The organism is Streptomyces viridochromogenes (genome assembly GCF_001270495.1).
Classification (GTDB): Bacteria; Actinomycetota; Actinomycetes; order Streptomycetales; family Streptomycetaceae; genus Streptomyces; species Streptomyces viridochromogenes_A.
This window is the reverse complement of record NZ_LGUR01000201.1, coordinates 103,121-116,949: the sequence shown is the minus strand read 5'-3', so window position 1 is coordinate 116,949 and position 13,829 is coordinate 103,121. Positions and strand designations below refer to the sequence as shown.

Annotated in this window: 9 protein-coding genes and 3 pseudogenes; 5 read left to right on the top strand and 7 right to left on the bottom strand. The window is 68.9% G+C overall.

Annotation, left to right across the window (positions count from 1 at the left end):
* Positions 1–50 precede the first annotated feature (50 nt).
* The 4 genes and pseudogenes from ADK36_RS50350 to ADK36_RS23380 all read right to left on the bottom strand — a co-directional run.
* Positions 51–614, bottom strand: a pseudogene (locus tag ADK36_RS50350) (substrate-binding domain-containing protein); the annotation flags it as partial.
* Between the two features lie 183 nt (positions 615–797).
* Positions 798–1,634, bottom strand: a complete 837-nt coding sequence (locus ADK36_RS23390) for an ABC transporter permease subunit (RefSeq protein WP_107086905.1) — start codon at positions 1,632–1,634, stop codon at positions 798–800.
* Positions 1,631–3,193 (bottom strand): ABC transporter permease subunit, encoded by a 1,563-nt coding sequence (locus tag ADK36_RS23385; protein WP_053198876.1) that lies wholly within the window; start codon positions 3,191–3,193, stop codon positions 1,631–1,633. Before ADK36_RS23385 ends, ADK36_RS23390 begins: the two co-directional genes overlap by 4 nt.
* Positions 3,190–4,137 (bottom strand): ATP-binding cassette domain-containing protein, encoded by a 948-nt coding sequence (locus tag ADK36_RS23380; RefSeq protein ID WP_053198874.1) that lies wholly within the window; start codon positions 4,135–4,137, stop codon positions 3,190–3,192. Before ADK36_RS23380 ends, ADK36_RS23385 begins: the two co-directional genes overlap by 4 nt.
* A 125-nt stretch (positions 4,138–4,262) precedes the next feature.
* Between ADK36_RS23380 and ADK36_RS23375 the strand changes: the two genes are divergently transcribed.
* Positions 4,263–5,516, top strand: a complete 1,254-nt coding sequence (locus tag ADK36_RS23375) for a sensor histidine kinase (protein ID WP_234329840.1) — start codon at positions 4,263–4,265, stop codon at positions 5,514–5,516.
* Positions 5,513–6,190 (top strand): response regulator transcription factor, encoded by a 678-nt coding sequence (locus ADK36_RS23370; RefSeq protein WP_199830231.1) that lies wholly within the window; start codon positions 5,513–5,515, stop codon positions 6,188–6,190. The genes ADK36_RS23375 and ADK36_RS23370 overlap by 4 nt, the downstream gene beginning before the upstream one ends.
* Positions 6,191–6,428: 238 nt before the next feature.
* On the opposite strand, the gene ADK36_RS23365 is transcribed toward ADK36_RS23370, so the two are convergent.
* Positions 6,429–7,088: a cysteine hydrolase family protein gene (locus ADK36_RS23365; protein ID WP_048585917.1), complete on the bottom strand. Its 660-nt coding sequence runs from the start codon at positions 7,086–7,088 to the stop codon at positions 6,429–6,431.
* A gap of 54 nt (positions 7,089–7,142) precedes the next feature.
* Here ADK36_RS23365 and ADK36_RS23360 point away from each other — a divergent pair, with 54 nt between their 5' ends.
* The gene (locus ADK36_RS23360; RefSeq protein ID WP_048585918.1) at positions 7,143–7,655 is read left to right on the top strand and encodes a PadR family transcriptional regulator; all 513 of its coding nucleotides are present in this window, start codon (positions 7,143–7,145) and stop codon (positions 7,653–7,655) included.
* Positions 7,656–8,034: 379 nt separating this feature from the next.
* Here ADK36_RS23360 and ADK36_RS23355 read toward each other — a convergent pair whose 3' ends face one another.
* Positions 8,035–9,558 (bottom strand): DUF1996 domain-containing protein, encoded by a 1,524-nt coding sequence (locus ADK36_RS23355; protein ID WP_048585919.1) that lies wholly within the window; start codon positions 9,556–9,558, stop codon positions 8,035–8,037.
* A gap of 764 nt (positions 9,559–10,322) precedes the next feature.
* Between ADK36_RS23355 and ADK36_RS48935 the strand changes: the two genes are divergently transcribed.
* Entirely contained in the window at positions 10,323–10,508 is a 186-nt protein-coding gene (locus ADK36_RS48935) for a hypothetical protein (protein WP_159029304.1), read from the top strand.
* 672 nt (positions 10,509–11,180) lie between these two features.
* Positions 11,181–11,959: pseudogene (locus ADK36_RS23345) on the top strand (response regulator transcription factor).
* Positions 11,960–13,156: 1,197 nt separating this feature from the next.
* On the opposite strand, the pseudogene ADK36_RS23340 reads toward ADK36_RS23345, so the two are convergent.
* A pseudogene (locus tag ADK36_RS23340) lies at positions 13,157–13,681 on the bottom strand (N,N-dimethylformamidase beta subunit family domain-containing protein); the annotation flags it as partial.
* Positions 13,682–13,829: the final 148 nt, after the last annotated feature.

Sequence of the window (13,829 nt, the reverse complement as noted above, 5' to 3'; positions counted from 1 at the left end):
ACCCGTCGAGCTGATGTGGCCGCGGGATGTGTCGCCGTTCATGCTGGAGTTCAGCGAGCTGTTTGCGGCCTCGATGAGCAACTGGATGAGCAACTGGACGAGTGGCGTGTGCCCGAGGGGCAGCCATTCCTGATCAGGCCGGTCGGCATGTACGACGTCGAGTCGAACCGGTACTTTCTCGGTGTGGTCGGCGTCGTCGCCGTGGAACACACAGGCCGCGCACGCCCGGGATCTGGCTTCAGGGGGGGCGGGGCGGACGTTCCCCGGACGACGAGACGGGGGATGATGACTTGTTCCCCGGCGGGGATCTCCGCACCCTCCAGGCGTGCGACGGCCCGGCCGACGGCGAGCCCGGCGAGGCGTGCGATGTCCTGTCCGACGGTGGTGAGGTCGATGTGGGCCAGGCGGGCCAGATGGCTGTCGTCGAACCCGACGACGGAGATGTCGCGGGGGACCGCGACGCCGGAGCGGAGGAAGAGGTCGAGTACGCCGGTCGCGCAGCGGTCGTTGAAGGCCAGTACGGCGGTGGGGCGCGGGCGGGTGGCCGACAGGGTTCGGGCGGCCTCGGCGCCTCGCACCTCGCCCTCGCCCTCGCCGCCACGGCGTCCATAGTGCCCGGCCCCCGCACCCTGCCCGAGGCGGAAGCCGCCCGATCGGCGGCGGACGGTGGGTCCGGGCCGGCAACCTGAAGGCCCGCCCGCCCGGCGTCGCTCCCGGTCGGCTGGATCGTTGACCGGGTGTGGCGCCGGGCCGGGGAGCGGCCCGAGGCCGCCGCGCTCGTGGTCGGCTCGATTCGGCTACGCGTCGCGCCTGTGCAGCAGCAGGCTACCGACTAGCAGCGCGGCCGCGGCCCACATGGCGAGCACGCCCAGGCCAGCCCATGGGCCGATGGGCAGCTCGTGCAGATGGACGGTGGCTTGGACCGCGAGTCCGGCGGTCATGGGCGAGATCTGCTGGAGGTGCCGCTGCCACTCCGGGTCGTTGACCACCTGGGTGACGACCGGGAAGAGATAGAGCAGCCCGAGCACGACCCCGATGGCGGTCGCCGCCTCCCGCACCGCCGTCGCCACGCCGAGACCGATCAGGGCGATCAGGACGAGGTAGAGGACGGAACCCACGGCCGCGCGCAGGGTCGAGCCGTCGGCCAGGGACAGCGGGGCATAGCCGTGGGCCTCGGTGAATCCGTTGCCGGGCAGGATGTAGCGGCCGGCAAGGAGCGAGGCGAGGACGGCAGCCGTCCCGGAGATCAGGACGGCCGTGGCGAGGACCGTCGCCTTGGCGGTGAGGACGGTGGGCCGGTTCGGCACCGCCGTGAGCGTGGTGCGGATCATCCCGGTGCCGTACTCGCTGCTGACGGCCAGCACCGCTAAGACGGCGATGACCGCCTGCCCGACGGTGACGCCGGTCAGGGCGAGCTTGACGGCGTCCTGGCCGCACCCTGTATCCGGGCACTTCACGGCCTTGGCGGTGCCGCAGCCGACGGCCACGGTCAGCGCGACGGCGAGCAGGAGCAACCTGCCCATGTCCCCTGCGGTGCGCAGCTTCGTCCACTCCGCGCGCAGGGCGCGGCCGAAGCCCCCTCGCCACGCGCCGTCAGCCGTGCTCGTGAGTCGTGCACTTCTCAGGAGACTCATACGTCCCTCCCGCGCAGCCGCAGCACGGCCAGACCGAAGGCGAGCGCAGCGTATCCGCACAGCACGGCGAGGCCGGCCCATGGCGCCAGCGGGTAGTAGCCGGTCGACGGCTCGTACACGCTGAGCACCTGCGCGTACTGCGGCAGGGTCTGCTGGATGGCGAAGCCCGCAGCCGGGGTCACCCGCAGCAGCCACTCCGAGACGCGCGGGGGCAGTACGCCGGAGGTGGCGAGCAGGAAGGGCAGCACGATCGACGCGATGACCAGGGCGACCGCTGTGCCGCTGCGCTGCAGCAGGGCACCGACGCCGAGAGCGAGCACGGCGGCGGCTGCGCAGAGCAGGCCGGTGCCGACCACGACGCGCACTTCGGTCGCCGACGTGACGGGGAAGACACGGAAGCCCCTGCCGCGCGCGCTGCTTTCCCCGATGGGAATGGTGATCGCGGCGGCCACCAGGCCGATGGCGAACGCGAAGCCCCCGGCCACCAGCGCCTTGGCACCAAGCACCCGGCCCCGCAGGGGAGTTGCCGCCATGGTCGTACGCAGCAGACCGCGCCGGTACTCGCCGGTGATGAACACCGTGCCCACGGCGATCACCACGATCAGCCCGGCGAAGGTGCCGACGAGGAAGTTCTCGACGGAGAAGCCGACGCCCATGACGGGCCCGCCGACGACCGGTGCGATGTCACCGGCCCCGGTCACGGTGAACCCGCCGCCGTCGGTCTGGGTGAAGCCGCCCTTGGTGGTGTTCGTGTAGCTGCCGGAGGTGCCCGCGTCACCGCCCATCTGTGTGCCGCTCCACGCGCTCTGGGACCAGCCACCGGTGAGGACGGGGCGGCCGAAGGTGCCCGTGGCCACGGCGGGGCTGAAGCCCGTGCCCGCCGCGGTGTCCTGCTTCCCCTGCGGTGACGTGGCGAAGAGCCCGGCCTGCACGGTGCGCGCAAGCCTCGGCAGCTTCGCATGGCCGACCTCGCTCCAGTGGGAGCCGTCGGTGGAGGAGGAACCGGTGAGGATGTCGCCGAAGCGGACCAGGCGCAGCCACCGCGGGGACTCCTGGGTGACCTTGCCGGAAGGGCCCGCCGTGTCGTGCGTGTAGTCGTACTGCATGCGCACACCGTGGCCGCCGGTGGCCATGACCGCCGCGTACGGGGCTCCCTGGGTGAGGCTTTCCTTCACGATGATCCCAGCCTTCGCCCAGGACTGGGCGCCCTGGGCCGTCTGGCCGGTCCCGGTGTCGGCCACACCAGTCAGCGACCGCAGGGGAACGGTGAGGGTGCCGTCGCCGGTGAGCGTCTTGTGGACGAAGTAGAAACTGTCGTTGACGGCCTCGCCGCCGGGGCCCTTCGGGTACGAGGCGGCGTCGGCGCCGTGACCGCCGGGGGCGGGGGCGGCCGTGCCGAGCAGGCCGACCACGATCGTCACCAGGAGCGCCCCCGCCATGGCGAGGACCCAGCCACGTACCGTACGGAACTTCGTCCACTCGGCGTGCAGCGTCCTGAGGAACCCACTCTGCTCAGCGCGTCTCGTGGCCGAGGGGCGAGGGGTGACGGTGGCCGTCATCGCGTAGCCTCCCCCGCCGGGATGCCCCGGTACTCCACCGCGTCCCGGGTGAGCTCCATGTACGCCTCTTCGAGCGTCGCCCGGTGCGCGGACACCTGGGAGAACGGCACCCCGTTCCGGGCGAGCAGGGCCACGATCTCCTCGTCGGGCAGGCCCGTGACGCCGAGGGTGTCGGGGCCGGTGGCGAGAACGGTGGCGCCCGCACCGTGCAGGACCTGGGCGGCGCGCGGAGGCGCGGAGGTACGGAGGGTGACCCGGCCGCCGGCCGCCTCGGCGAGCAGCTCGGACACGCTGGTGTCCGCGACGACCCGGCCGCGGCCGATCACCACAAGATGGTCCGCGGTGTCTTCGAGTTCGCTCATCAGGTGACTGGAGACCAGGACGGCGCGGCCCTGCCGGGCCAGCGACGACAGGAAGCCGCGCATCCACACGATGCCGTCAGGGTCCAGGCCGTTGAACGGCTCGTCCAGCATGACCACCGGCGGGTCCCCCAGCAGCGCCGCCGCGATCCCCAGGCGCTGGCGCATGCCCAGCGAGAAGCCGCCGGTCTTGCGCCGGGCCGCCGTGCCCAGGCCGGCCTGTTCTATGACCTCGTCCACCCGCCGGGCCGACAAGCCCTGTGAGTGGGCCAGCCACAGCAGGTGGTTACGGGCGGTGCGGCTCGGCTGCAGCGCGGAGGCGTCGAGCAGCGCCCCTAGATGCCGAAGCGGGCAATGCAGAGTGCGGTACGGCACCCCGTCGACCAGGGCCTTTCCCTCCTCCGCCGCGTCAAGGCCCAGGATCACGCGCATGGTGGTGGACTTGCCCGCGCCGTTCGGGCCGACGAAGCCGGTCACCCGTCCGGGCCGCACGGTGAACGTCATACCGTCCAGGGCCAGCTGCGGCCCGAAGCGTTTACGCAGACCAATGACCTCGATCGTCGCCTTCGTACTCTCATCGCTCATGGCCCCCACCCTGTGACGGAGCGAGTTACAGGGGTCGAACGGTCACTGTCATCTCGCTGTTAGGCGCCTCGGCTTAGCCTGGCCTGGTACGTGTCCTGATGCGGTGGCGAGAGGGGAGCATGCGGATGAAATGGGGTCCGCCCCGACGGCTCGCGGGCCTGACTGCCCGGCTCGGCCTGCGCCGTGGCACTGCCCGCACCCGCTTCACCGCCTTGTACGTGACTCTGTTCCTGCTGTCGGGAACGGCGCTGCTCGCCATCGCGGCCGTGGTGGCATCCGGCGGATCGCGCTCCAGCCAGACCGCCCCCGATGGCGGCACCGATCAGCCCGCCACGGCGGCACAGGCCCAGGGCCGCATCGACGAGCTGGAGCAGCAGCTGACCCAGGCGCACGACACCCAGTCCCGGCAGATCCTGATCGGCTCCGCCATCGCCCTCGGCGTCATGGCGGTGATCTCGGTCGGCCTCGGCTGGTTCGTCGCCGGCCGGGTGCTGCGCCCGCTGCGCGTGATGGCAGCGGCCACCCGCCGGATCACCGCCGACAGCCTGCACGAACGCCTGGCCATCGGCGGCCCCGGCGACGAGGTGAAGGACCTCGCCGACACCATCGACGACCTCCTCGGCCGTCTGGAGGGCTCCTTCGACGCCCAGCGACTCTTCGTCGCCAACGCCTCCCACGAGCTGCGCACCCCGCTCACCACGATGCGGGCCTCCCTTGACGTGGCCCTCGCCAAGCCGGGGCCGGTACCCGAGACCACGGCCACGCTGGCCGCCCGGATGCGCGCCGAACTCGACCAGGTGGACCGGCTGCTGGAGAGTTTCCTCGTCCTGGCTCGCACCCAGCACGGCGAGTTCACCGACTCGGTGCGCCTCGCCCTCGGCCAACTCGCGCTGACCGCCCTGACCGGACGGGCAAAGGACATCACGGCCAAGGGCCTGACCGTGCGCGAAAACCGGATCGACGACTCCGCGTGGGTGTGGGGCAGCCAGACGCTGCTGCGCCGCGTGGCCGACAACGTGGTCGACAACGCGATCGCGCACAACGGCCCGGGGGGCTGGATCAGTGTCGCGGTACGGGCCGAAAGAGACGACGCGGGCGCAGTGTCCCTCGTCGTCGAGTCCAGCGGGCCGGTCCTTGACCAGTGGCGAGTGGCGGACCTCGCGCAACCCTTCCGCCGCCTTGGCGCCGACCGGACCGGCACCGGCCAGGGCAGCGGCCTCGGCCTCTCCATCGTCGCGGCCATCACCCAGGCCCACCACGGCACCCTGGACCTGCGCGCCCGCCCCGAGGGCGGCCTGCGCGTGACCATCACCCTCCCCCGTGCGGACGGCAGGGTGACGGCGGAAGCCCCCAACTCAGAGACGGGCGTGGCGCGTTGAGAGTCCTGGTGGTCGAGGACGCCCGCCCTCTCGCCGAAGTCATCGCCGAGGGACTGCGCGACCAGGGCATGGCCGTAGACGTGGCCCACGACGGGCTCGACGCCGCGGCCAAGCTGGACGTCAACGCGTACGGCGTCGTCGTGCTCGACCGCGACCTGCCAGGCATCCACGGCGACACTCTCTGCCAGATGATCACGGAGCGGGACGACCGCGTGATGGTCCTGATGCTGACCGCCGCCGACTCACCCGGCGACCGCGTCAGCGGCCTGACCCTGGGTGCTGACGACTACCTCGCCAAGCCCTTCCACTTTCCCGAACTCGTCCTGCGCATCCGCGCCCTGGACCGCCGTCGCCCCGCCGCCCGGTCCCGCACCCTGAGCGCGGCGGGCATCGAACTCGACCCGATGCGCCGCACCGCCAGCCGCGACGGCCGCCAACTCGACCTCTCTGTCAAGGAATTCGCGGTACTCGAAGCCCTCCTGAACGCGAGCCCCGCCTTCCTCAGCGCGGAAGGCCTCCTCGAACAGGTCTGGGACGAGCACGCCGACCCGTTCACCAACACGGTCACGGTGACCATCAGCCGCCTGCGCCGCAAACTCGGCGACCCTCCGGTCATCGCCACCAAACCCGGCGTGGGATATCGGGTCATCGACCGAGCCGCCCCACCTGACTGAGCAGCCGACAGGGGCCGGCGGCCCACGATCGGAGGCGGTGCTCAGTGCACCTGACTCCAGTCATCTGCGCAGCCGACTTCGGAGACTGACACACGCGGTTACTCTCACAAACGGTCCTTTGCGCGAGCAAGATCAAGAGCGGGCCGCCAAACCTCCGCCGATCCCGGACTCGTTCGCAGAACCCGGTCTCACAGCGCCTAGTGCCGCATCAGGCATAGTTCGCCCGCTGTTCGTCCTCTCATGCCGGGGTGGCTGAGGTCAGTCGGTTGGTGATCTCTTCTGCGCTCAGCACGAGGGCGAAACCCTTGCGCAGGACTGCGAGTTCAGGTTCTTGCCGGGACTCGTCGTCGGTTGCCGTGACATCGGAGCCGAAGACGACCTTGTAGCCACGTTCGTATGCCTGCCGGGCCGTGGTGCCGCAGCAGTAGTTGGTGAGCGTTCCCGTGACGATGACCGTGTCGCGGCCAAGGTTACGCAGCATCGTATCGAGCGGGGTGTCGTAGAACGCCCCGTAGGAGGGCTTGCGGATGACGGCCTCGTCGGGGCGGCGGCCCATCGGGGCCCACACCTCGGCAGGGCCCGGTCGGCGCCAGTCGGTGTCGGCATGCGGGAGGAACCGCAAGGCGTGCGGCCGGTCCAGTCCGAGATGGGTGTCGTCGAAGATGGTCCAGATCACCGGGACGGAGGTCGCCCGGCATTCTTCGACCAGTCGGTGCAACCGGGGCGCCATCCGGGTGGCTGCGGGCACCCAGTAGGGACTCCAGCCGGGCCGGACGAATTCGTCTTGCATGTCGATCACCAGCAGTGCCGCCCGTTCAGGCCGTATGTCGAACGATGCCCGGCCACGCTCGTATGCGTTGCGCGCCCGTGTGATCACCCATTCCTCGGTGTATGTCATCCGGACTCCTGCCTCGATTCGAGGTACCTCGTTTCGATGTGCGAGAGTAGCAGCATGCTCGAACTCGCGATCCTGGGATTCCTGGCCGAGGGATCGCTTCACGGCTATCAACTGCGCCACCGGATAGAGCACTTGTCTGGCCATGCCCGACCGGTCAGCGACGGCAGCCTCTACCCGGCGATCAACCGGCTGGTCAGCGCCGGATTGCTCGACCGGCGGACCGAACCGGGCTCCTCGGCCGCTCAGCGGCACACCCTGAGCCTGACCAATGCCGGCCACTGCGAGCTGCTGCGCCGACTGCGGGATGCCAACGGCCTGGACGTCAGTGACAGCACCCGATACTTCACGGTCCTGGCTTTCCTGTCTCACCTGCCCGACACCGCTGACCAGCACGCGGTACTGCGTCGGCGACTTGATTTCCTGGAACAGCCCGCGAGCTTCTTTCACGACGGTGACCGCCTACTGGGCGCCGACGACACCGACGACCCCTACCGGCGCGGCATGCTCACCATCGCCCGCGCCACCAGCCACGCCGAAAGGGCCTGGCTCCGGGAGATGTTGGCCTGACACCGCACCCGCAGGCACCTCGCCCGTTCTGCACCCGGACGCCTCCTCCTCCCGAAAGACTGTGCCGGTGGCAGAGCCAGTGCGGATCCGCGAGATCGACCGCGATGAGGGACAGCGCCTGCTGCAGATCATCCGCCGGGGCACCGGCTCGGCGCGATGGCCGACGCAATCCTTCCCTTCGCCCTCAACCCCGCCGCATAGGCCGAGGCCGGGCGCTGCGGCGCGACCAACTGCCGGGCATGACCCCGGCCAAGCATCTGACTGAAGCAACTCGCCGGGCGACGGGTTTCGTACACCCGTCGCCGACGCGTCTCGGTCTCAGTCGTGGACGTTTACCTGCGGTCGCCGAGGGCCCTGACAAGAGCTGAATGTGGTGACATCACTGGCACTGGCGGCCGGTGTTGATGCACTGGACCATCTCGTTCATCAGCTGCTCGTCAAAGACGTTGACGAAGTCACCGTGGTCCGTGATCGGTTTGTGCATCTGCTCCGGGAAGCCGTCCACCGCGTAGAACGGGCTGGACTGGCCGTTGTCGTTCAGGCTGGGTGCGTCCACGTCGTAGACCAGACGCTGTACGAGCTGCGGAATGGCCTTGAAGCCACTCGGACAGGCGCCCGTGTTCGGATCGGCGAAGGCGACGTGGGCGCGGTGGTTGGCGCTGTCGACGTTCTGGCCGTCCCAGCAGCTCTGGAACTTGGACGTCCGGACCAAGCTGCTGCCCTGGGGACAGACCGGGTACTTGTCCGTCAGCTGGCGGTCCTCGAAGCCGGTGCAGCTCCACGCCGCGTTGGCGTTCGCGGTGCCATTGGTGAACGCCTTGGCATCACCGGTGATGATCCGCAGGAACTTGGGCATGGCCACGACCTTGCCGCTCGCGTTGCCCACGTACTCCAGGGTCACCTCGGATGCGGTGAGGATCTTGCCGGCATTGCCCTCGGCGCCGCCGCCCTGTTGCTCGGCGTCGAATTCCTCGGTGCCGTCCTGCAGCCGGAGGACCGGCCAGTAGTAGGACGACCTGTCACCCCGGTTCTGGCATGTCGTCTCGCCGCCCGCGAAGTCGTCGTTGTCGGCGAACGCGTCGTTCGCCTGGTTGCCGACGTAGTCATGCGTGTGATGAGCACCGTTGTCCACACCGGGCGCGACGATGACGTTGTCGCTGTTGTACAGCTGGTTCTCGTTCACCCCGCACTGGGTCGTGAAGGTCCCCCGCGAGGCCTCCTGCGACGCTCGGGATGCTGTCACGTTGGGTTGGACCGCGGTGATGTCGACGAAGTCGGCGGCGACAGGCCCGTTGCCTGCCTGTCCGCCACCGGCGGACTGCCCCTGACCGTTGCCCTGTCCTTCTCCCTGACCGTTCTCCTGGCCCTGCCCCTGGCTGCCGTCCTGGTTGTTGCCGACGTCGCTCTGGTTGCCGGAAGCGCGCAGCGTACAGGCGGCCATTGACTCAAGGCCCTGCGGCCTGTTCCCCACCCTGCCGATGGCAATAGAGATTCGGTCGATCGTCGCGACCCGTTTGTCCTTCAGGGGCCCCATGATCGCGTTGTTGGCGAAGTTGCTGTCCTGCTGTATGGCCCGGGTCGAACTCTGCAGCCTCTGATAGGCCTCCGAAATCTGGCTGTCCAGCAAAGCAAGTTGCTTGTCGACCTCCCCCCTGGCCTGGTCCGGCACCTGCTGCAGCCGGCCACCGACGTCGGGGCATTCAATGGTGAACGCCTCCGAGGCCGCGGCTTGGCCGGTCCCACCCTGAGACGACCGTTTGACGGTGTTGCCGCCTGACGTCTCGTGGGCCGAGGCGTACACGTTCACGATCACCAGCCCGCCTGCTCCGAGTGTGACAGCCGTGACGGCGGCAAGGACCTTACCGCCCGTGGTCTTCGATCGTTTGCGCGTGTTGCGCCGCATGGTTTTCCTCCGAACTCTTCTGGGTGGAACACCACTTCACGAGGCGAGTCGCGCCAGAAGGAAGCGATGTCCTGCCTGTCGGCCCCGCCGTGGGGCCTGTTGTCGACGAAGGGCCAGTCGGTCGTCGTGCAAGGCCGGGCGTCCGCGACTCGGGGTGCTCCGCACGCCTCGGCACGGACCGTCGAGGGTGCTTGGTCCCTTCGCTTGCGGCCCCTGCTGCTCTCGACGCATCCGTCGATCCCTTTGTCCAGGAACCAGAGTTGCCCGTGGGACTGCCGCGACGGAGGATTTGTGTCGCCACGTCAGCTTCTCGTAAGAACTCACCGCACCGACCGATGACTTCGGGGGTGCTGTTTGACGGCCCCCCCGGAGCGAGACAGCACCTCACGACGGCGAGCGGCTGCGACAGGGTTCGATCTCACTACGACGCTCACGCCAGGAGGCTCTCGCAGCGACGAACACGGCCAGGACTCAGCCAGGTGCACGACATCCTTGCCGTCGCGGGCGGCCCTGACGCAACCACGGTCACCGGAGAATTCCCGTCTTCCTCTGATCGGACAAGACCAACGGCCCTTTACCCCCGGTCCAGTGCGCGGTGCACACCTGCACGTTCGGCTGGACGTAGCTGAGGCGGGAAGGTCCGGCCCAATTCTTACGAGAGGTTGACACGATGACCATCCAGCTTCACTCGGCCTGTTGAACCGGCGAGCCTGGCCTCTCACCACCAGCCCGGCGTGGCGGTCGCAGGATACGAGGAGTCGGACATGAGTAGGCCCAGCCAACGCGACAACCGCAAGCCCGCGGCACCGAGTCCCCTGAGCATCATCGGCAGCGGGTTCCTGGCGACCACCGGCCTCGGAGCCACGGTGACCGTTGCCCCCGCCGATCAGCCTGACCGTTCCGCCGCCGAGACGGGACACACCGTCTCCGCCCAGGGGGACCACGGCTGACACCGGTCGAGGTTGCAGACGTTCAGCACACGCCGCGTGGCCAGAGGATGTGGCTGTCGACCGAAGGACCAGCCGGCCGCGAGGAACACTGCCGTGCCGGGAAGGTGTCTGGTGCCGCACTTCGGGAGAAGCGTGACCGCCGTGGCCGCGACGGCGCCGATGAGGGCGGAGGCACCGGCCTGCCCTGGCGCCTCACCCGTGTCGTAGTGAGGGCGCTTGATTGGCCCGAGGCTCGCTGTCTCGTCGGCGTGCTCGACCGCGGTTCCGGCCGCGATGTCGGCGACTGCGTCGAGACCGGTGCAGAAGGCCGTGTGCACGAAAGTACCCGCCCGGGCCATCACGGTGGCGAAGTTCGCGAGGCCGAGTCGGGGCCCATGGGCGCAGGAGACCAACCGTGAGCAGCGGAAAGACCGGCAATAGCGGGACGTACAGCTGTGCCCAGTCCACGGCCGTCGATCTGGACAGCCCGTGCGCAATGCCCGCCGCAGCCGGCACGAGTGGGGTGGCGGTGACCAGGGGCGATGCTTCGGATGATCAACACGCCTGCGAGCGCAGAGCGTAAGTGCAAGAGACCGTGTCTGGTGAGGGCCACCGTCCGGGTTGCGAGCAGGGCTGCGCCCTGAGTCGTGGCGGCTCGGACCGATCGGGAGACGACCCCGACAGGATCGAAACATGTCTGCCGCTTCCAGAAGTCACGAGGACCTGATCCGCGTGCTGATCGTCGATGACGAGCCCGGGCTCGTCGAGACGCTGTCTGTGGCCGTCAGCGAGGCGGGCTGGCGGCCCTACTCGGCGGCCGACGGGGAGAGCGCCTGCGCACCGCACGCGCCTGCGCACCGCACGCCGTCGTCCTGGACGGAATGCTGCCCGGCCTGGAGGGCGTGCAGGTGCTCCGGCGTCTGCGCTACGAGAATCCCCACCTGCCCGTTCTCATGCTCACCGCCCGGGACGCACTGGAGCACCGAATCGACGGCCTCTGCGCGGGAGCGGACGACTACGTGACGAAGCCGTTCTCGTTGGAAGAGGTCGTGCTGCGGCTACGCGGCCTACTGCGCCGGGCCGGCGTCGAGGACGCGAAGACCGACAAGTCCGTCCTGACCGTCGGGGATCTGGGCCTGGTAGAGAAAACGCGAGAAGCACACTCCGACGGGACGCCCATCGAACTGACCGCCAAGGAGTTCGACCTGCTGTGGCTGCTGATGAGCCACCCGCGCCAAGTGCTCAGCAGGGCCCAGATCCTCGACCTCGTCTGGAGCAGTTCCTTCGATGCCAGTGGAAACCTCGTGGAGGCGTACATCTCCAACCTGCGCAGGAAGATCGACAAGGGCCGACCTCCGATGATCCGCACGCTGCGCAGGATGGGCTACACCATCAGGCCCGGCCGGCAACGACTACGGAAAGGAGCTCCTACGACAGCACTACCTGACGTCACCGCACCACCAGTGACGTAGCAACCGCATTCCCGTCATCGCGAGGGCCGCACCCACTCCGGGTGCGGCCCTCGCGCTTCGCGCAGAACACCGAGCCTGCGCCGCTCGCCGAGCCTCGTCGCTCCGATCTTGTCGTCCACGAACATCCAGCCACCGTCCAACAGCGTCCAGCTCGCCGACAAATCGTCCGGGAACCACTCCTGTCCACACCCCCGTGTCGTCGGCCCTGGAGTAGTCACTCGGGACCGTGCCCCCGGGAGCCGCATGCGTCGAGATCGGCAGTCTGGTGCCAGGTCATGCGGAATTCCCATGCACCGTGCCACCTGGACTGCCCCCGGTCCGGATGACCAGGATCCGGGGACCATACCCGGGCCAACAGTCCACGACAGGTGCCGACGATCTCCGTTTACACAGCTCAGATGGCGTGCAACCCGTGTGCCACCAGCAGACCAAGAACCTGCTGGGACACCCACGCCCCGCACCCAGTCCCGGCCCCCTGCTCACCCGCCCGGAGACCGAGTCGCATCGACTGGCTTGGCCTTCGTTCGGGCCGCCTGCCGCAGCGCAGCTCTGGGCCCGATCTGACCCTGATGCCCGAGTTCTACGGAGCGTAGTCAGCACCAAGTCAGCACGGGAGAGACGAACACGGGTGATGACGTGGGAATTTAGTCAGCACCAAACCAGCACGGGAGTCAGCACGCCACCGTCAAATCACGCCCAACTACGCTTCCCGGACAGCACTATCTCGCCCCTCTCCAAGCCGCTCAGCTGCCGCGCCGCGAGCGGGCATGGTGGCCCCACGCATAACCACAGCCCGAACTATGTCGCCCCACCACATGTGCGCCTGACCTGCACGTTTCTACGGTGTGCCAACACGTACCCGTCCCCACCGCACACAAGGAAGTGGCGCACATGGCCTCCGGAACCACCGCTCCCCCACCACCCGCGAACCTCCGTCGCATCGTCGCCGCCAGCCTCATAGGCACGACCATCGAGTGGTACGACAACTCATTCAATCGGGGCTAGGACGTGCGGTTTTCTATGATTTCGGCCCTCGAAGCCAGCACGGAACCAGCACGGGTTGGTGGCGTGCTGACTCGGTGCTGGCCGACCTGCTTTGGGACGCGCTCTCCTGAGCCCGATTGCGTCTAGGCACGATTACGCAGTGTCGCCAAAGTCTTCGCTGACGCGACGGTGAACTTCGCGTGGGCCACGGCGTCAGGTGCGTTTACAGATGCGATCCAGAGCTTGGCCGTGGCCCACTGGATGCGGGAGTCGACGTGGGCCGGGCGCTCGATGGCCGGGGAGCAGGCGAAGGTACCGGAGGCGAACACCCAGGCGCCCGAAGGGCCGCGGTAGAGCGAGGTCTCCTGATGACGCGCGACGCCCTCAGGACCGGTGTACGGGGAGTGCGCGAGCAGGACGCGCAACTGATGCTGGGGAAGCCCGGTGCGTGGGAAGAAGCGGTCGACCTCGTCAGCGACGAGCCCTTCGATCTCGTCGCCCTCGTGGGCACCGGTCGCCTCCCACAGCCAGTGATCGGCGTTGCACACGATCAGCGAGTGCGGCTCGGGGACGTAGCCCGCGTACTGGATGCCGATCACCTCCTGCTCGGGGCGGTCGATCTCCCGCCAGAGCACGGGGCGGTCGGGCCCTTGCGTTTGCGGCAGGTGAGCAGGCGGTCGGGGACGCCGTACGGGGACGGCCCTCCACCTGCCACTGCATGGAGTTGGCCGAGAGGTAGGTCCGGCCGCCCGTCACCCCACCGACGGCACATGCGCAGGAGGTCGTGCGCGCTCGCCGACCGCGGGAGACGCCGCCGCGTCATGGACCAATCCGATGTACGTCCGTTCCGGCACCATGCGGAACCAGAGGTTCGTCTTACTTTCGG

Bases quoted from the DNA above. Each gene is read 5' to 3' on its own strand.
- ADK36_RS23390 (WP_107086905.1), bottom strand. From the start codon at position 1,634: ATGAGTCTCCTGAGAAGTGCACGACTCACGAGCACGGCTGACGGCGCG.
- ADK36_RS23385 (WP_053198876.1), bottom strand. From the start codon at position 3,193: ATGACGGCCACCGTCACCCCTCGCCCCTCGGCCACGAGACGCGCTGAG.
- ADK36_RS23380 (WP_053198874.1), bottom strand. From the start codon at position 4,137: ATGAGCGATGAGAGTACGAAGGCGACGATCGAGGTCATTGGTCTGCGT.
- ADK36_RS23375 (WP_234329840.1), top strand. From the start codon at position 4,263: ATGAAATGGGGTCCGCCCCGACGGCTCGCGGGCCTGACTGCCCGGCTC.
- ADK36_RS23365 (WP_048585917.1), bottom strand. From the start codon at position 7,088: ATGACATACACCGAGGAATGGGTGATCACACGGGCGCGCAACGCATAC.
- ADK36_RS23360 (WP_048585918.1), top strand. From the start codon at position 7,143: ATGCTCGAACTCGCGATCCTGGGATTCCTGGCCGAGGGATCGCTTCAC.
- ADK36_RS23355 (WP_048585919.1), bottom strand. From the start codon at position 9,558: ATGCGGCGCAACACGCGCAAACGATCGAAGACCACGGGCGGTAAGGTC.
- ADK36_RS48935 (WP_159029304.1), top strand. From the start codon at position 10,323: ATGAGTAGGCCCAGCCAACGCGACAACCGCAAGCCCGCGGCACCGAGT.